The 17,270-nt window shown below is 68.3% G+C and carries 16 protein-coding genes; 10 read left to right on the top strand and 6 right to left on the bottom strand.

Features of this window, described 5'->3' with window-relative positions:
* Positions 1–8 precede the first annotated feature (8 nt).
* Genes DS837_RS05395 through DS837_RS05375 form a run of 5 tightly spaced genes read left to right on the top strand, consistent with a single transcriptional unit; the run spans position 9 to position 3,834 of the window.
* On the top strand, positions 9–452 hold the full coding sequence (locus DS837_RS05395) for a response regulator (RefSeq protein ID WP_149163781.1): 444 nt from the start codon (positions 9–11) through the stop codon (positions 450–452).
* On the top strand, positions 449–2,644 hold the full coding sequence (locus tag DS837_RS05390; RefSeq protein WP_149163780.1) for a chemotaxis protein CheA: 2,196 nt from the start codon (positions 449–451) through the stop codon (positions 2,642–2,644). Before DS837_RS05395 ends, DS837_RS05390 begins: the two co-directional genes overlap by 4 nt.
* Complete coding sequence (locus DS837_RS05385; RefSeq protein WP_149163779.1) at positions 2,644–2,892, top strand: hypothetical protein; 249 nt, start codon at positions 2,644–2,646, stop codon at positions 2,890–2,892. Before DS837_RS05390 ends, DS837_RS05385 begins: the two co-directional genes overlap by 1 nt.
* Positions 2,893–2,947: 55 nt before the next feature.
* A complete protein-coding gene (gene parS / locus DS837_RS05380; RefSeq protein ID WP_149163778.1) occupies positions 2,948–3,391 on the top strand; it encodes a type II RES/Xre toxin-antitoxin system antitoxin in 444 nt (147 codons plus the stop codon).
* On the top strand, positions 3,391–3,834 hold the full coding sequence (locus DS837_RS05375; protein ID WP_149163777.1) for an RES family NAD+ phosphorylase: 444 nt from the start codon (positions 3,391–3,393) through the stop codon (positions 3,832–3,834). The genes parS and DS837_RS05375 overlap by 1 nt, the downstream gene beginning before the upstream one ends.
* Before the next feature lie 10 nt (positions 3,835–3,844).
* Here the strand turns inward: DS837_RS05375 and DS837_RS05370 are convergent, their stop codons facing one another.
* The 5 genes from DS837_RS05370 to DS837_RS05350 all read right to left on the bottom strand — a co-directional run bounded on the left by DS837_RS05370 (position 3,845) and on the right by DS837_RS05350 (position 8,705).
* The gene (locus tag DS837_RS05370) at positions 3,845–4,243 is read right to left on the bottom strand and encodes a response regulator (protein WP_149163776.1); all 399 of its coding nucleotides are present in this window, start codon (positions 4,241–4,243) and stop codon (positions 3,845–3,847) included.
* Complete coding sequence (locus DS837_RS05365; protein WP_149164028.1) at positions 4,240–6,093, bottom strand: sensor histidine kinase; 1,854 nt, start codon at positions 6,091–6,093, stop codon at positions 4,240–4,242. Before DS837_RS05365 ends, DS837_RS05370 begins: the two co-directional genes overlap by 4 nt.
* Complete coding sequence (locus DS837_RS05360; RefSeq protein ID WP_149163775.1) at positions 6,074–6,715, bottom strand: chemotaxis protein CheX; 642 nt, start codon at positions 6,713–6,715, stop codon at positions 6,074–6,076. The genes DS837_RS05365 and DS837_RS05360 overlap by 20 nt, the downstream gene beginning before the upstream one ends.
* 241 nt (positions 6,716–6,956) lie before the next feature.
* Complete coding sequence (gene argE / locus DS837_RS05355; protein ID WP_211102096.1) at positions 6,957–8,108, bottom strand: acetylornithine deacetylase; 1,152 nt, start codon at positions 8,106–8,108, stop codon at positions 6,957–6,959.
* A 249-nt stretch (positions 8,109–8,357) separates the two neighbouring features.
* Entirely contained in the window at positions 8,358–8,705 is a 348-nt protein-coding gene (locus DS837_RS05350; RefSeq protein WP_149163774.1) for a hypothetical protein, read from the bottom strand.
* Positions 8,706–9,086: 381 nt separating this feature from the next.
* Here DS837_RS05350 and DS837_RS05345 point away from each other — a divergent pair, with 381 nt between their 5' ends.
* The gene (locus DS837_RS05345) at positions 9,087–9,596 is read left to right on the top strand and encodes a DUF2934 domain-containing protein (RefSeq protein ID WP_149163773.1); all 510 of its coding nucleotides are present in this window, start codon (positions 9,087–9,089) and stop codon (positions 9,594–9,596) included.
* Between the two features lie 22 nt (positions 9,597–9,618).
* On the opposite strand, the gene DS837_RS05340 is transcribed toward DS837_RS05345, so the two are convergent.
* Positions 9,619–10,914 carry a family 4 glycosyl hydrolase gene (locus tag DS837_RS05340; RefSeq protein ID WP_149163772.1) on the bottom strand — a complete coding sequence of 432 codons (1,296 nt, stop codon included), beginning with the start codon at positions 10,912–10,914 and terminating at the stop codon, positions 9,619–9,621.
* Positions 10,915–11,111: 197 nt separating this feature from the next.
* Between DS837_RS05340 and DS837_RS05335 the strand changes: the two genes are divergently transcribed.
* The 4 genes from DS837_RS05335 to DS837_RS05320 all read left to right on the top strand — a co-directional run bounded on the left by DS837_RS05335 (position 11,112) and on the right by DS837_RS05320 (position 17,235).
* A complete protein-coding gene (locus tag DS837_RS05335; RefSeq protein ID WP_149163771.1) occupies positions 11,112–12,461 on the top strand; it encodes a GH1 family beta-glucosidase in 1,350 nt (449 codons plus the stop codon).
* A 317-nt stretch (positions 12,462–12,778) separates the two neighbouring features.
* Complete coding sequence (locus DS837_RS05330) at positions 12,779–13,399, top strand: hypothetical protein (RefSeq protein ID WP_149163770.1); 621 nt, start codon at positions 12,779–12,781, stop codon at positions 13,397–13,399.
* A gap of 220 nt (positions 13,400–13,619) precedes the next feature.
* Positions 13,620–15,674, top strand: coding sequence for a glycosyltransferase family A protein (locus DS837_RS05325; RefSeq protein WP_170295751.1), 2,055 nt, complete (start codon positions 13,620–13,622; stop codon positions 15,672–15,674).
* 16 nt (positions 15,675–15,690) lie between these two features.
* The gene (locus DS837_RS05320) at positions 15,691–17,235 is read left to right on the top strand and encodes a DUF6212 domain-containing protein (RefSeq protein ID WP_149163768.1); all 1,545 of its coding nucleotides are present in this window, start codon (positions 15,691–15,693) and stop codon (positions 17,233–17,235) included.
* The last annotated feature ends 35 nt before the right edge of the window (positions 17,236–17,270 follow it).

Here is a 17,270-nt window from a genome sequence, read left to right as displayed (position 1 = left end):
GCCGCCCGGTGACCGACCGACCGAACCCGCAACCCCGCGTCCTCGTGGTGGACGACGCCGTGACCGTCCGGGCCTACACCCGGCAGGTCCTGGAGGCCGATGGCTTTCTGGTCGACGAGGCGGTGAACGGGATCGACGGACTGGAGCACGCGCTGGCATCGACGCCGGATGTGCTGATCGTCGACATCAACATGCAGAAGATGGACGGTTACACCATGCTGCGCCGCCTGCGGCAGGACCCGGCCCTGCGGGACGTGCCGGCCATCATGATCAGCACCGAATCCAAGGACAGCGACCGCGAGAAGGCGCTGCTCGCAGGGGCCAACTGGTATTTCGTCAAGCCGGTGCGCCCCGCCGACCTCACCGCCGCCGCCCGCCTGCTGACCGGCCGGCGTCAAGAGGGTGAGCGCCAAGACGATAAGCGCCAAGACGGGGGCGAGGGACGGTCATGAGCGCTCTGTTCGAGCAGTTCGTCCTGGAATCGCGGGAGTTGCTGGAGGCGGCAGGCGCCGCGCTGCTGCGGCTGGAGCGCGATCCGGCCGACAAGGGCGCAGTCAATGATCTGTTCCGCGCATTGCACACGCTGAAGGGCGCCACCGCGCTGTTCGACATGGCGCCCTTCACCCGCATGGTCCATGCCGGGGAGGACGTCCTGATGGCGGTGCGCGACGGACGGGCCGCCATGAGCGGGGTTCTCGCCGACCGGCTGCTGGAGTTGCTGGACACCGGTGTGGCCTGGGTCGATGGGCTGGAGCACGGCCAATCCCTTCCAGACGACGCCGATACCCGCGCGCAGGCGCATGAGGAGGGGCTGCACGCCGCTCTTGGCGGGCCGACGGAAGCCGCCGACACCGGCACGCCCGCCGGCTTCGCCTGGGTGGACGAACTGCCGGAGGCGGACCGGGCGAAGATCGCCGGGTGCACGGTCACAGCCATCGCCTATGCCCCGGCGGAGGATTGCTTCTTCGTCGGGGACGATCCGCTGGACCTGTGCCGCCGTATCCCGGATCTTCTACTGCTGCGCATCGAGGCCGCCGGGGCGTGGCCGCCGTTGACGGATATCGACCCCTACCGCTGCGCCCTGCGGTTCCGCGCCCTCAGCGGCGCTTCGAAGGACGAACTGGTCCGCCTGTTCCGCGGCGTTCCCGATCAGGTGTCCCTCGCCACGGTCACCATGCCCGCCACGGCCGAGCCGGCGCCCCCCGCCGCACCACTCAGCCTCGCCACGGCCATGCTGCGGACGCAGGCACGCATCCTCGGCCTGCCCGGCAGCGGGGAGGAGACGGCGGCCCGCCGGGCGGCGGTGCTGCGGGCGGTGCGCAACATTCTCGTCGCCGAAGGGCGGGGTGGGGAGGCCACGGCGTTGGGCCGCGCCGCCGCGGGACCGGTGGACGCGCTCATCCGCTGCATCGAGACCCTGGCGGACGGCCCGACCGCGGTGACGCCGGCAAAGACCGCGGCTTCGGCATCCCCGGCACGGCGAGCGCTGCGGGTGGATGCGGAGCGCATGGACCGGCTGATGGCGCTGGTCGGTGAACTGGTCGTCGCCAAGGGAAGCCTGCCCCACCTCGCACGTGAGGCACAGGAGGGGCGGAGCGCCGACGCCCTGGCCCAGGGCATCAAGGAGGCGCACGGCCGCATCGACTCCATCGTGGGCGACCTCCAGGACGCGGTGCTGCGGTTGCGGCTGCTGCCCCTGTCACGAGTCTTCGAGCCGCTGCCCCGGCTGGTCCGCGACACCGCGCGGCGGCTCGGCAAGTCGGTCGAGTTGCACCTCTCCGGCGGCGAGACGGAGGCGGACAAGGACATTCTCGACATCCTGGGCGAGCCGCTGCTGCACCTCGTCCGCAATGGGCTTGACCACGGCATCGAGGCGCCGGATCGCCGCCGCGCCGCCGGAAAGCCGGACGTGGCGGCGATCCGCGTCCAGGCTTTCCAGGACACCGGCGGCGTGGTCGTGGAGGTTTCCGACGACGGCGCGGGCATCGACGCGGCGGCCGTGCGCCGCAAGGCGGTGAGCAATGGCGCCCTGACCGAGGAGCAGGCGGCGGCCCTGTCCGACACCGAGGCGCTGCGCCTGATCTTCCTGCCGGGAGTCAGCACCTCGGACACCGTATCGGACCTGTCGGGACGCGGGGTGGGAATGGACGCCGTGCGCGGTGCGGTGGAACAGGCGGGTGGACGGGTGGAGGTCGCCTCGACTCCCGGCGTCGGGACGCGATTCCGCCTCGTCCTGCCGCTGACCATGATGGTGACGCGGCTGGTGACGGTTGAGACGGCGGGCGCGCTCTACGGCTTTCCGGTCACGCTGGTCACCGGCATGCAGCGCGTTCCACACGGCGCGATCCGCCGGGTGAAGCACGCGGAGAGCGTCGTCGTGCAGGACGCGGTGGTGCCGCTGCTGCGGCTGCGCCGCCTGCTCAACCTGCCGGAGGACGAACGCGAGCGGAGCGGGGAGGCGGTGCTGCTGGTGGACCTCGGCGGGCAGCCGGTGGCGCTGGTGGTGGACGACTTCCGGGAGCGCGCCGACGTGGTTCTGAAGCCCATGACCGGATTGCTTGCCCGGCTGCGCGGCTACGCCGGCACGGCGGTGCTCGGCGACGGGCGCCTTCTGCTCGCCCTCAACCTGCGGGAGCTGGTGTGATGCCCATCCGTTTCGAGGACCGCACCGCCCGTTTCGAGGGCGCCTGCACCGTGGAGGAGGCGATCCCGCTGGCCGAATGGCTGTGCGCCATGGAGGAGCCCCGCCTGGACCTCGGCGGTTGCACTGCCCTGCACACCGCGCTGTTGCAGGTGCTGCTTGCGGCGGGTCGGCCGATTGCGGTGCCACCGGAAGACGCCTTTCTGAAAGGCTGGGTGATGCCGGTGCTGAGGGGGGCGTGCCCAGCTTGACGCGTCATGCGCAAGGTGCCACATTTCTATTGGCATTTTGCGCAAGGAGGCTTCGATGCCCGGCTATGACGTGGCTTTGGCGGATCGTCAGCGATCCTTGACCGCCGCGCTCCTGGGGCTTGACCAGCCGCCCGCCGACGATCTGGCGGTGGTGCGGGTCGTGCGCAACCGCCTGCGCACCCAAGCCATCGGCGCGTTGCAGGCGGCGGGGCTGGACGCCAGGGCGCTGAGCAGGATCATTCCTCGCCGCACCTTGGAGCACCGCCGCCAGAAAGGCGAGGCGCTGTCGCTGGAGGAAAGCGAGCGCGCTTACCGGACGGCAAGCATCCTGGCCCTGGCCGAGGCGGTGTTCGGCAACCGCGACAAGGCGCTGTCCTGGCTGAACACGCCCAAGGAGCGGTTCGGCGGTGAGGCGGCGGTGGATCTGGTCGATACCGATGTCGGGGCACGGTTGGTGGAGGATGCCCTGATCCAGATCGACGAGGGCTATTTCGCGTGATGCTCTGGCGCATCAGCAACCACGCCGACCTCCAGGGCATCGGCGGGCTGCGCGCACCCGCCCGATGGCACAACCGGGGGCGCCCGGTGGTCTATCTGGCCGAATCCCCGCCGGGCGCGTTGATCGAAATCCTCGTCCATCTTGAGGTTTCGTCCCCGGCCCTCCTGCCGGACCGTTACCGGCTGCTGGGCATTGCCGTAGAGGATGGCCTGGCCGCGCAGCCCTGCCCGCCGCTGCCGCCCGACTGGACCGCCCGCAACGAGGTCACACGGGCCATCGGCGACTCGTGGCTCGCGGACCGGGCTTCGGCCTTGATGCGGGTGCCGAGCGCCATCATGCCGAACGTCCACAACGTGCTGCTCAACCCCCTGCACCCCGACAGCGCACGGGCCCGGATCATCGAGGTGCTGGATGTCCCCTTCGACCCGCGCCTGTTCCGCTAACCGCCGAAATTCAGGAAAACAGCTCCATCGTGTCGGGAACCTTGGTGGGGGTCCGCCCGGCCAGGATGGCGCTGACCGCTTCGACGGCGGAAACCAGCGAGGTCTGCGAGAAGGGCTTGGGCAGACAGCCCACCCCATACTCGCGCGTCGGCTCCACCTCCTCGCGGTAGGAGGTGACGAACAGGCAGGGGATGCCCATCGCGGTCATCCGGCGGGCCGCGTCGATGCCGCTGGAACCCTGGGCCAGGTGGATGTCCACCAGAGCCAGATCCGGCTTGATCTCCTGCGCCAGGACCAGCGCCTTTTCGCTGGTGGAAGCCGGCCCATGCACCTCGTGCCCGGCGGTTTCCAGGTAGAAGCTCTGCTCCATGGCGATGAGGACCTCGTCCTCGACGAGAAGGATCTTCATCCGTTCCACTCCACAGCGCTGTCTTCCAGGATGGGGCCGCGCGTTTCCGGCATGGTCAGCGCGATGCGGAAGGAGGCGCCCCGTTCCACCGGCATCAGCGTGACCGTCGCCCCGACCTGACCGGTCAGGCTGGTGATCAAGCGCATGCCAAGGCTGCGTGACCGGCGCATGTCGAACCCGGTGGGAAGGCCGGGCCCCTGGTCGGTCACGGTCAGCGCCAGCAAGTCGTCCGTCCGGTCGAGCGACACCAGGACGTTGGCGGGCGAGGAGCCGCGGTGCTTGATGGCGTTGGTGATCAGTTCGTTGGCGATCAGCCCCAGTGGTGCCGCCTGATCGATGGGCAGATCGACGCGCTCGGCCCGCACCTCGATGGAGCCCAGCGTGTCGCCGCCCGATGCGCGGGACAGGTCGGCGCACAGCTCGTTCAGGTAGCTGCCGAACTCGATGGTCTGGAACTGCTCGGTCTGATACAGCCGGCTGTGCACCCGCGCGATGGCGTCGATGCGGCTGCGGGCGTCCTGGAAATGAACCCGCTCGGCGGCGCCCGGCAGGCTCATGGTCTGGAGCGTCAGCAGGCTGGAGACGAGCTGCAGGCTGTTCTTCACCCGGTGGTTCACTTCGCGCAGCAGCGTGGACTTCTGCCCGACCAGCTTGCGCAGCGCCGCTTCCATCGACTTGATCTCGGTCACGTCGATGTGCATCAGCACCGCTCCGCCGAAGGGACCGGCGGCCATCGGTGCTGCAAGACAGCGATACCAGCGCGCCCCGGCGTGGGACAGGCCCGGGTACTCGATGGACACCGGCGACCCGCCGCGCAGCAGCCCGCGCAGTCCCTCGATCAGCGCGTCGGCGTGCTCGGCCCCGCTGCGGATGGCGGCGCAGGCTTCCAGGTAATCGTCGCCGATGGCCGATCCGTCGCCGAGGAAGCCGGCCTGCGGCCCGCTTTCCGCCCAAGCCTTGTTGACCGAGATGATGTGCCCGCCATGGTCGAGCACGGCAATGTGCGCCGGCAGCGCGTCGAGCGTGGCCTTGGTCTGCTCGGCCAGCTGGCGCATGGCGAGCGCGTTGGCCTTCAGCTCCTCGCGGGTGCGGCGGCGTTCGGTGATGTCGCGCAGGACGCCGGTGATGAAGCTCCGCCCCTCCGACTCCCAGCGGGCCAGCGAGACTTCCAGATCGATGCGGGTGCCGTCGCGTTTGCGCCCGATCAGTTCCACGGGTGCCGGGCGCCCGGCCGGGTCGCGCTCCAGCAGGCCGGACCAGTCGGGGGAGCCTTCGGCGAGGAAGAGGCTGACATGCTGGCCGATCAGTTCGTTGGGCGGAAAGCCGAACTGCCGGGCGGCGGCCCCGTTGGCCCATTGCACGACGCCGCGCGTGTCGGTGGTGACGATGGCGTCGGGGGCGGTGTCCACGATGGCGCGGTAGCGCGCGTCGCGCTGTTCGCGCAGCACCCGCTCGCGGTTGACCACGGCGGTGACGTCGGTCACCTGGATCAGGCAGTAGGAGGCGTTGGTGGCGACGAAGGGACGGATCAGCACGTTGTGGACCATCCGCCGCCCGTCGGGGCAGCGCAGCGGGAACAGCACCGGGTTCAGCGTGTGCGAGAGGACGCTGGGCGCCCCGGTTTCCAGCACGTCGCGCACGGCGTTGTGCAGCCGCGTGTCGCGCAGGGATGGCAAGGCTTCCACCAGCTCCCGCCCGTGGATGTCGGGTTCGGAGGTGCCCGACGCCCTTTCCATCCAACGGTTCCAGAACTGGACACGCCCGTGGCGGTCCAGCACGACGACGCCGGCGTCCATCGCGTCGAGAAGGCCGTTCAGCCAGGGCATGCGCTTAAACTCGGTCGGTTCCATCGGGCGTTCCGGAGGCGATGCGGTCGATGAATCCATGGATCAGTCCCTTCAGCGACTCCAGAGACGACAGTCCCATGAGCAACGCGATGTAGCCGCGGATGCTCCGGCTGCGGATCAGGAAGTCGATGTAGAGGAACATCACCAGCTCGTCGGGGTTCGGCCCGTTGCTTTGGAAAATGCGGTCACTGTCGCCGCGCAGCACGCTGGGCAGCGAGATTTCCAGATTGTCCTTCAGCGTGTTGGCCATCACGACCAGGCAGCCGTTGAGGATGATGTTGCCGATTTCCGCGAGCGCGTCCTGCTCCAGATCGACGATCTCCTCCAGGCTCAGGTCGCTGCCAAGGACGGCGCGGGCCAGCTCCAGGCTGTTGGTCTCGGGAAAGATCAACAGGGCACGACCGGAAAAGGACCCGTCGAAACGCTGCTCCACCGCGACGAGGCTCATCTTCTCGCGCGCAGCGAGAAGGCCGGCGGCGTCGTTGCGGCTGACGATCTCGATGGAGGGAACCGACAGCAGGACCTGATCGGCGACCATGCGGCTGAGATGGGTCGCGGCACGGCCGACTCCCATGTTCACCAGTTCGGTCAGCGCGTCGCGCTCGAGGTCGTTCAGATCAACCATGCACCGGCGCTCCCGTTTCCATGGAAGCGCCGTGGCATCGGCGCCCCCGGGCACAGTGCGACAAGAACGCCGTCAAAGTCTCCCCCGTCAACGGCATAGGCCGAAATTGGGAGTGCCCGAGGCAATTCAGCAACAAGGTGCCGTCGATCAAACAATTGGTCTCTTCCATTGATCGCGCTTCGAAGAATTGTGCGGCCTGTATTGTGTCCGGCGTGACGCTCCGCCGCACCCCTGTTGCGGTTCAGGCCGCCAGTCGGCAAACGAGATCCCGGAGGAATCCCTCACAGGCCGTGACCTGGGCGACGTCGATGTATTCGTTGGGCTGATGCGCCTGATCGATGGAGCCGGGTCCGCAGAGCACGGTGGACAGGCCGGCCTCCTGGAACTGCCCGGCCTCCGCCGCGAAGGAGACCATGCCGGTGTCGTTGCGCCCGGTCAGCGAGCGGCAGAGCTGGGCGGCCGGCCCGTCCGGTTCGGGCGCCAGCCCGGGCACACCGGCGAGCTGCTCGGTGCGGATGTCGCAATCCGGGCTGATCCGCCGCATGACGGCGCGCAACCGCTCGCATTCCGCCTCGAACCGGTCGCGGTAGCGCGTCCAGTCGTCGCCGGGCACCGGACGGATGTCCCAGACGAAGGAACAGTGACGGGCGGTGATGTTGGCCGCCGTGCCGCCTTCGATGGTTCCGACCTGCAGCGTGGTGAAGGGCGGGTCGAAGCCGCAGGCGGGGTCCGCGGCGGCGGCGTTCTCCGCCGCCATGTCGCCAACGAGGGTGACGAGCCGCGCCGCGGTCATCACGGCGCTCACCCCGCGGTCGATCTGGGACGAATGGACCTCGTGCCCGGTGACCGTGGTGCGCAGCACGTAGCAGCCCTTGTGGGCCAGCACGATCCCCATCGAGGTCGGCTCGCCGACGATGACGGCGCTGGGGCGCGGCAGTTCACCGGCGATGCGGGCGATCATGGCCGGGGCGCCGATGCAGCCGACCTCCTCGTCGTAGGACAGCGCCAAATGCAGCGGCCGCTTCAGCCCGGCCTCCAGAAACTCCGGCAGAAGGGCCAGCGCCACAGCGGGAAAGCTCTTCATGTCGGCGGTGCCGCGCCCGAAGAGGCGCCCGTCGCGCTCCACCAGGGTGAAGGGATCGGTGTCCCAGGGCTGCCCATCCACCGGCACCACGTCGGTGTGGGCGGACAGCACCACGCCGCCTTCGGTCATCGGGCCGATGGTCGCGAACAGGTTCGCTTTGGCACCATCCGGGCTGGGGACAAGCCGGCTTTCCACGCCGTACCCGGCGAGATGGTCCCGAACCCAGTCGATCAACGCCATATTGGAACGGCGGGAAACCGTGTCGAAGCCGACCAAGCGGGCGATCATCGCCTTGGAGACGTCTTGCACCCTTACGATCCATTCTGCGGGCCATTCTGCGGGACGACGCCGCTGACTCCGCGCTTGTGATAACCTTTAGCAGCTAGACACTGGCCCTTGCATCCTACGATGTCAAACGAGTCGTCCGGATTACGTGGGCATGGCGGCCCAGGGCAAACACCGGTTGAACCGACGTCCCGCATTCGGGGTGCCGTCCAACCGGTCGTAAAGCGGAAGCACCCGGACCGGAACGCCGCCGGGCGAAAAGCGGGGGAGCGGTCAGGCCGCCGACCAGACCTTTTCAGTCAGGATCGTGCGCACCAGGGTCAGCGCGCTCTCGGCGCTCTCGCGTCCGTCGAGCTTCGCCGCCACGGCTTCGATCTGGGCCGGCGGGATGGTGGAGCGCAGGCGGCGCACCGTGTCGGTCAGGTGCTTCTTGGCGAAGCGCGCTTGGTTCCCGCGCTCCGACAACTCCTGGAACGCCAGCCGCCGGCTGGTCGCGTCGCGCCCGGCGCTGGCCGCCGTCGCCCGCTCCGCCGCCGCCGCAAGCTCGTTGGAGGATCGGAGATAGGTGCTGATGGCTTCGGTCAGGATACGGTTGGCTTGAAGCAAGGGATCAAGGGACATGCGCTGAACTCTTTGCCTTCCGTGACGGCTCTGGGCCGCAAATGGCCCCCTGCCAAGACGTTTCACCCGAAGTTAATTGGGCCGGCCGGCTCGCTTCAACCCGGCGAAGGGTTCTATGCGGACCGCAAGCCGGACAACACCGGCGCCGGTTGGGCGCAGCCGACGCATGGTCTATCACCGTCCGCTGTCTGTCGAGGCCGGACAAGCAATGGGCCTATGAATTTCCTATGAACTAAGGCACGCTTTCTTTGTGTGCGTTTATCGTCACATAAACCGGACACTAAAACGGGAACCCACGGGCGCAGGACGCCGTTTTCCTCAAGCGTCGATGTTTCTGCGGCCAATGCCCACTTGGACCAAAGCCCACTTGGAGACGGAAGAATGCAAGGCGATCGTGAGGACCGCATCCGCCACCGCGCCTATGAGATCTGGGAGCGCGACGGGCGACCGGAGGGACGGGGAGAGGACCATTGGGCGCAGGCCTGCGCCGAGATCGAAGCCGAGGACCGCGCGGCCGTGACGGCGGAGCCGGTCGCCTTGGTCGCGGCCGTCAAGGACGCCGCCGCGGGCGCTGTGAAGAAGGCGGTCCGCCGGACGAAGACGGCGGCGACCGAACTGCTGGGCGTCGGCCTGAACGCTGTGGTCGATGTCGTCGAGGAGGCGGTCGCGCCCAAGAAGCCCCGCGTCCGCAAGGCCAAGGACGAACCCGCGGCTGCAAACGAAACCCCGGCCGAAACCTCAGCCGAAACTCCGGCCGCGGCGCCGGATCCGGCAACCCCGAAGGTGGTGAAGCCCTCCCGCACCAAGGCTGTGAAGGCGGAAACGGCGAAGCCGGTGGCTCCGCGCGGCCGCCGCAAGCCGGCCGCGTCGGATACCGAACCGGCCCATTGACCCGCACCGGCCCTGCGCGCTCCTAAACACAGGGGCGGATGTAGGGCCGGTTCGCTTCCCACAGCTCGTCCAGGATCTTTACGGCGGCGTCGGTGGAGTTCACCACCGGGTCGATCAGCAGGGCCTGGAGCGCCAACTCCTTCGAGGCGTGGACCGCGGCTTCGACGGAGAGTTGCTGCACGCTTGCCTGGACGTGCAGCAGTTTGGCGATCGGGTCGGGCAGGGGGCCGAGCGAGACCGGGTGGACGCCCGCCGCATCGGCCAGGAGCGGCACCTCCACCGCCAGATCGGGCGGCAGGTTGGGAATGGCGCCCTGATTGTAGACGATCCCCGATTCGATGAAACGCTTCTGGTTGTGCAGCACCCCGGCGATGACCTGGACGGCCCGCTCGCCCCAGGACGGTTGAGTCCAGTCGTCCGGCACCGGGGTCGTCCCGGTGGTCACCCCGTCCATCAGCGCGTTGAGGATCCCGCGCCCGCGCTCGTCCTCCGTGAAGTCGAATCCATGCTCCCCGCCTTCCCAGCCGTAGGGAAGGTACTCGCCCATATGGTCGTCGCTGCAGGTCGGCCACAGGCCGAAGCTGTTGAACAGGCGACGGGTCAATGGCGTGAAGGTCGGATCGTGGGACTTCTCCCGCTCGCGCAGCAGCGGGTAGAGGTCGCGTCCGGTCGCCTTGTCGCGGATGTGCATCAGCCACTGGAAGTGGTTCAACCCGGCGCCCCAGACCTCCACGTCCTTTTCGGCCATGCCGAGGATCTGGCAGATGAACCACCGCGCCAGGAAGATGCCGTGGCACAGGCCGAGCGTCTTGACCTTGCTGTATTTGCCGAGTCCCAGGACAACCCGGCTTTCCGGATTGGACAGGTTGATGAATTGGGCGTCCGGGCACAGCTCCTCGATGTCGCGGGCGAAGTCGAAGATCAGGGGCAGGGTGCGCAGCGTGAAGAACAGGCCGCCGGGTCCGCCGTTTTCACCCAGCGTGTGGCGGATGCCGTGCTTCTTCGGCACCTCGAAATCGAGCTTCCACAAGCGGTTGCGGTCGATGGCGACGGAATTGACGACGAATTCGGCACCCCGCAGGGCGGCGCGGCGGTCGGTGGTCTGTTCGATGATCAGACCGGCATCGCCCTTGGCGTTCAGAAGGCGGGCGAGCGCGGTCATGCGGTCGAGCGCCTCCGGATTCGTGTCCACCAGCGTCAGGGTGCTGCCCGCCAGCTCCCTTGTGGTGAAGAGGTCGCGGTACATGCTCAGCCCGAAGGCCGCGCTGCCGGCGCCCAAAAAGACGATCTTGGTGGTTTTGGCAGTGGTAACGGCCATGGGATGCCTCCCGCCGGCGGGAATGCTGCTGTGCTGATTTGTCAGGGCAGCCGCCTTGGGTGAAGCATACACTTGTTAAGACGAAGAGACTATACCCGATGGTCAGAATAAGTGTGGCCTTCTCTTCGCTTGCGCAACATGGCCTTCGCGCTCGCAACAGTGCGCCTGCAGCATAATCACTTAAGGGAGTCCCCATCATGGCCCTCTTCACTTTTCCCAAGGACTTCCTGTGGGGAGCGTCCACCGCGGCCTATCAGATCGAGGGGGCGATCCACGAGGACGGGCGGGGCCCCTGCGTGTGGGACACCTTCACCGACGCCGGGCGCATCCAGGACGGCAGCAGCGCCGCCGTCGCCTGCGACCATTACCACCGCTGGGCGGAGGACATCGCCCTGCTGAAAGACGCGGGCTTCAACGCCTACCGCTTCTCCATCGCCTGGCCCCGCATTCTTCCCGGCGGGACGGGAGCGGTGAACGCGGCGGGCCTCGACTTTTATGACCGGCTGGTGGACGGTCTGCTGGCCGCGGGCATCCGCCCCATGGCCTGCCTCTACCACTGGGACCTGCCGCAACCCTTGGAGGACAAACTTGGTCCTCAAGGGGGAGGCTGGCAGGGCAGGGAGATCGTCGGCCCCTTCGCCGATTACGCGCGCATTGTCGCCGCCCGGCTGGCCGACCGGGTGAAGGACTGGATGATGCTGAACGAGCCGAACGTGGTCGCCACCCACGGCTACGGCACCGGGGAGCACGCGCCCGGCCACAGGCTGGGCGAGACCGGTATCCTGCGCGCGCTGCACCATCAAAATCTGGCGCAAGGGGCGGCGCTCCGCGCCATATCGGTGGAGCATTCCGGCCTGACGCTTGGCACCGTCATCAACCTCCAGCCCTGCCGGGCCGAGAGCGACCGGCCGGAGGACGTTGCGGCGGCGGCCCGCTGGGATGCGGTGTGGAACCGGGTGGCTCTGGACGGCCTGATGCGCGGCAGAATCCCGGATTTGATGGCGGAGCGGATGAGGGATTTCGTGCTGCCCGGCGACGAGGAGGCGATCCGCTTCCCCATTGACCTGCTGGGCATCAACTACTACTCGCGCATGACCATGAAGCACGAGACGGGGCATCCGTTCGACGTGTGGTGGGGCGACGCCCAGTGCGACCGCTGGACCGCCATGGCCTGGCCGGTCCAGCCCGACGGGCTCTACGACCTGCTGATGGAGTTCAAGCGCGACTACGGCAACCCCGCCGTCTTCGTCGCGGAGAACGGTGCGGCCTATGACGACGTGGTGACGCCGGACGGGCGGGTGCACGATGCGGAACGCGTGGCCTTCCTGCGCGACCATGTGGCGTCGGTCGGCCGCGCCCTGGCCGATGGCTGCAACGTGACGGGCTATCTGTGCTGGAGCCTGCTGGACAATTTTGAATGGGCCTTCGGCCTGTCGAAGCGGTTCGGCATTGTCCGCGTCGATTACGACACGTTGGTTCGCACACCCAAGGACAGCTACCGTTTCCTGAGCGACGTGGCGAAGAGTGGGCGGCTTGATCTCGCGTGAAGAACAGGAGGGCAGGCTGTATGGAGCGATACTTCGTCAGCCTGCTCTTCTCGCCGAAAGCGAAGATTTGAGAGCATTGATGGTTTGTAATCTAATCATTAGAAATGTAAGAATTTCCTGTTAATTTATTCTTTATAATATTGGTTCAGATGGTCCGGCATCACACACCATGCGTTCAGGGTCACCGGAGGAAACCATGGGAATGTCCGACGTCTCGGCATCCTTGTTCCAGGCCACCGCCGCGGCCTCCGTGCAGGCGAAACCCACCACTGCGAAGGCGGGCGCCAAGGACGGGACGGGACCGGTCGCCTCCACGAATGACAAGGTCGATCAGCGATCTGGCGTCGGCGCTCAAGGGCGATGCGCTCGACCTGTTCACAAATCTCTCGGCGGAGGATCGGACCTCCCTGGGCAAGCTCGTTTCCAGCGGGGCGCTGTCGGCGGATGAACTCAACGACGCGCTGTCGTCCGCACTGAAATCGGAGCGCAAGAAGGCATTCTGGCAGTCCACGAAGGAGGACGCGGATGCAGGAGGCACCGCCGAAGGAGCGGCGCGCCAGCAGAACATGAAAGCCATCTCGGATCGCATGGAATCAACTTTGGAGAGCCGGTATGCAGCCATGGATCGGCCTGGAATGAGCCCCCAAGACCGCTTGGCCGCGCTGAGTAAGCTGAGCGCGGACCTGAAGGATATGCAGGATTCCCGGGACCAAGTGGCTGGTACCGGCATGCCCATGAAAGCCTACACGCTCAAGGGGGGCGATGACCGTTTCTTCGCAACGTCGAAAGAGCAGGCGGCCGGGCAGAAATTAAAGGATCTGGGATTCCACTCCGGGACCTTTGACAAGGTGCTTGCGAGCCAATCCAAGGATTTTGCGCAGAAGTATCTGTCTGAGGAAAGGACGTCTCAGATGTCTTTAGGGAATGCGAACAAGTAGCTCTGCGACGCCTTCAGTGTTGGGTTTTTCCATATTGTGAAAGTTTAAGCATAAGGTGGGCAGGGGCGATCACTCCCGTCCCCGAATTGTCACATCGGAGTCAAGCGGAAGCGGTGCTATCGACGGTGTCGTGTCACCACTGCGTTCGCCCATGCATTCCGTTGGAACTCACATCGCTTCAAGGTCCGGTGACGCCGAGAACGTCCGCGCGGCCATCGTCGTGCCGACCTACAAGCATTCGGGCCTGCTCGTCGAAGCGCTTTCCACCGCGCTCGCCCAGGACACGGACTTCGCCTATGCCGTGGTCGTGGTCAACGACGGCTGCCCCTTCCCGGAGACGGAACGGGTGTGCCGGGAGTTCGCGGCGGCCCATCCGGGACGGCTCTATCATCTGCGCAAGCGCAACGCCGGGCTGAGCGCGGCGCGCAACAGCGGGATCGCCTTCGCGCTGGACGCCTTTCCGGCGCTGGAGGCGGTCTATTTCCTCGATTCCGACAACCGCATCCGGCCCCATCTGCTGCAACGCATGCTGGACGCTCTGCGGGCGGCGGGGCCGGAGGTCGGTTGGGCCTATCCGGACGTCGACAAGTTCGGCTTCTTCGAATTCTGCGACATGTCCGGCGCCTATTCGCCGCTGGAGCATCTGTTCCGCAACGTCAGCGAGGCGGGCAGCATGGCGTCGCGCCGCCTGCTGGACAGCGGCGCCCGCTTCGACGAGGCGATGCGCCAGGGCAGCGAGGATTGGGAGTTCTGGCTGCAAGGGCTGGAATGCGGCTTCCACGGCGTCCATGTGCCGGGCACCGGCTTCGGCTACCGCCGCCGCGGCGAGAGCATGCTGACCGAATCGGAGCGCGATTACCGCCCCATCCTGACCCACATCCAGAAGCGTCACCCCGCGCTGTTCGCGGTCCAGGCCGTGCTGCGGGCGGAGGCGGCGGTCGGGCGACGCTACGCCGTGCATCTGCCGGACCGCGCCGTCGTCCGCTGCGTCACCGACCCCGCGGCGGGCGAGGAGGACGTGCCGCTCACCGACTTCGTACGCCGCGTCCTGCGCGCGCCGGAGCGGCCCGGCTACGGGGAGTGCCCCGGCCTGCTGGCGGTCATGGACTCCGGCCTTTACGAGTTGCTGACGCGCCATGGCCTGCTGCGCGGCGCCCTGTGGGTCCTGGAAGGCGCGGCGGAGCAGGCGACCCTGGTGCGCGCCGTGGTGACGGCGCGGGCAGCGGAAAGCGGCTGCGCGCTGTCCTGGTCCGGCGCACCGGTTGGGCTGCAGGCGGATGCGCCGTTCCCTCTGCCGGACGGCGATGCGGCCATGGCGATGCTGCCCACCGCGGTTCTGCTCGACCTCGTGCGGCGCCAGCCGGCCGGCACCCCCTTGCTGGAGCGGGAGCCGTGGAAGCCCTGCGCCGAAGCCCGGCTGAACCTCACCCTGGCGCTGCCCGGCGCAGTGCAACCGCCGGCCGGCGCCGATGCCGCCCTGTCCACGCTGCGCGAGGCGATGGCCGCGGCGTGGTCGCGGCCGTCCAACAGCGGCTGGGCGGCGGCACCCATCGACCGTTACCGCGCCGGGGTCGCCACGCCGGAGGATGTCTACCAGACGGTGCATCGGCTGCCCTCGGTGCTGCCGCTGCTTCCTCCCGCGGGGAAACGGCGACTGGCGGCGCTGGTGGCCGATCCCGCCGACCCGGAGGGGCTGGACACCGCCGCCCGCATGGCCCGCTGGCTGGCCGGGAAGGGCTATGACGCGCATCTGGTGGCGTTGGGCGGAGGCCTGTCGCTGACAACGGAGACGGCGGAGGCGTTCGCCTCGGTCATTCCACATCCGCTGCCGCTGGTGCTGCCCGAACGCCCGCTGACCCGCCGCGACGCCTACCTGGGAACGCCGCTGCGTCCGCTGGGCGCGGTCGAGGAGGATAGGGCGGTCGGCACGCTGGCCGTCTTCGATCTGGTGGTGACGGTGCGGCACGGTGCCGTGCATCCGCTGATGGGCCGGCTGCGCGCGCTCGGCGTGACAGGCTGGGCGATTCTGGGGCCGTCCGCCGCCCCGGACGCGCCGTCCCAGGCCGATGCGGTCAACGGCTGCGCCGCTTTCGAGCATGCCTACCAGACCGTCGTGCCCCTCGACGTCCGGACTTTTCGCCTGTGCCAAGGGCTGGGGGTTCCGCCGGACAAGCTGCGGCGCTGGGAGGGTGCGACGGAGCCGGACACCGACCCCGATTGGGCTGCTTGCGCCCCTCTGTCCTCGTGTCTTCCCGAGCCATCCGCGGCCGCCTGAGAAGGGTGTCATCATCATGAAGCTCTCCACCCCCGCGGCCCAGTTCGCTTCCCTCTACGACGGAGCGCCGAAGATCATCGCCGTCGGCGCCTGCGCCGGGCTGGAGGCGGGCGCCGTGCCCCTTCGCCTGCTGCGGCTGGTCCGGCACGACGGCGGCTATCTGCTGTTGTCCGGAGACAGCGGGCCGGAGGGGGGCGATGCCTTGCGCGCGCTGGCGATCCCACCCGCCGCCGTCCGGGCGCTGTGGTCCTGCGACGAGGCGGCGCGGCAGGACGCCGAGCGGCTGCTCGGCTGGTGGGAGGAGGCCGGCGGGTCGGACGAAGCGCCACCGCAGGTGACGGGCGACGCGTCCACGCTGCTCCACGGCTTGTTGGCACAGGCTTTGGGGGAGATCGACGGGTTGCACCGCCGCAACGCCGGGCTTCAGCAGACCCTGTCGACCCTGCGGGAGGAGTGGGGACGCTCCGCCCGTTTGCCGCCTGAGGCGGTGGAGCTTCTGGACGCCCTGCGCCTCAGCCCGCCGCGCTTGGTCTTCGCCACGCCGCGCCCGGTGGGAGCGCTGCCGGTGCCGCTGCGCCATGGCCGGAACCCCGCGGGGGCGGCTGAGATCGTGCAGCGCCTGCCGTCGGGCGCGCGTGGGCTGGCGGGAATCGACCTGCATCTGGACCGGGCGCCGAAGGGAAGTGGGGTCCTCGCCGTGGCCCTGACCGGAGTGGAGACCGGCGAAACCATCGCGGAATGGACGCTGTCCTTCGGCGAGTTGCGATCGGGCTGGCTGCCGCTGCGCCTGCCGGCCGCCTCCACCCGGATGGATCGTCTTCTGGACCTGCGGATCGGCGCCACCGGGGTGGTGACGGAGGCGCCGTGCCTGTCGCTGGCTCAGGCCGGTCTGCTCGACGAATACGCCGTCGCACCACCGGCCCGCGCCATAGGACAGCCGGCCATGCTGGCGCTGCGGCTGTGGGGCGGGCTGCCGGGGCTGGAGTACGGCCCGGCGGCCCATCTGGCGCCGCGGCCGGCGCCAGCGCACATGGTCTGGCCGCTGACCGAGCCGGTGCTGGCGCAAATGCGCAAAGGGCGGGAGTTCGAGGCGACCTTCCCCTGGTTCGGCCTGCTGCGCGGCGGGCGCGTTCTGCTCCACCCGCTGCATGGCGTCGTCACGGCGGCTCACATCCCGCTGGACGAGGTGCCGGGCGTCGTGGCGGTGCGAGTGCGGGCGGTGATTGACGATCCGCGCTGCCGCACCCCCGTCGCCTGCAAGCTGGTCGCCGCCCCATCGTCGCTGACGGTGGACGAAGCGGAGCGGGAGGAGGGAGTCCTTGCCTCCAGCGGCTGGATGGTGCTGGAGGAGCCGCGCCGCCCGCTCGACCTGTCGGCGGTGCTGGCGACGCCCTGGTCGGGGCCGATGGCGCTTCATCTCTTCACCGACATCCCGGACCGTGGACACGGGTTGTACGGACGCACCATCTTTTCCGATTTCGAGCTGGAGATCGACGCCCGAACGGCCTGGGCTTACCCGCCCGCTCTGCCGGTGTCGGAAGGAATCGCGGCAACGCCGTGACACGCTATGACCTTGTGGCGGCGCACCAATCCTTT

Source organism: Azospirillum brasilense (assembly GCF_008365405.1).
Taxonomy (GTDB): Bacteria; Pseudomonadota; Alphaproteobacteria; order Azospirillales; family Azospirillaceae; genus Azospirillum; species Azospirillum brasilense_D.
The sequence above is the reverse complement of the archived record's forward strand: the minus strand, read 5'-3'. Positions and strand labels throughout refer to the sequence as shown.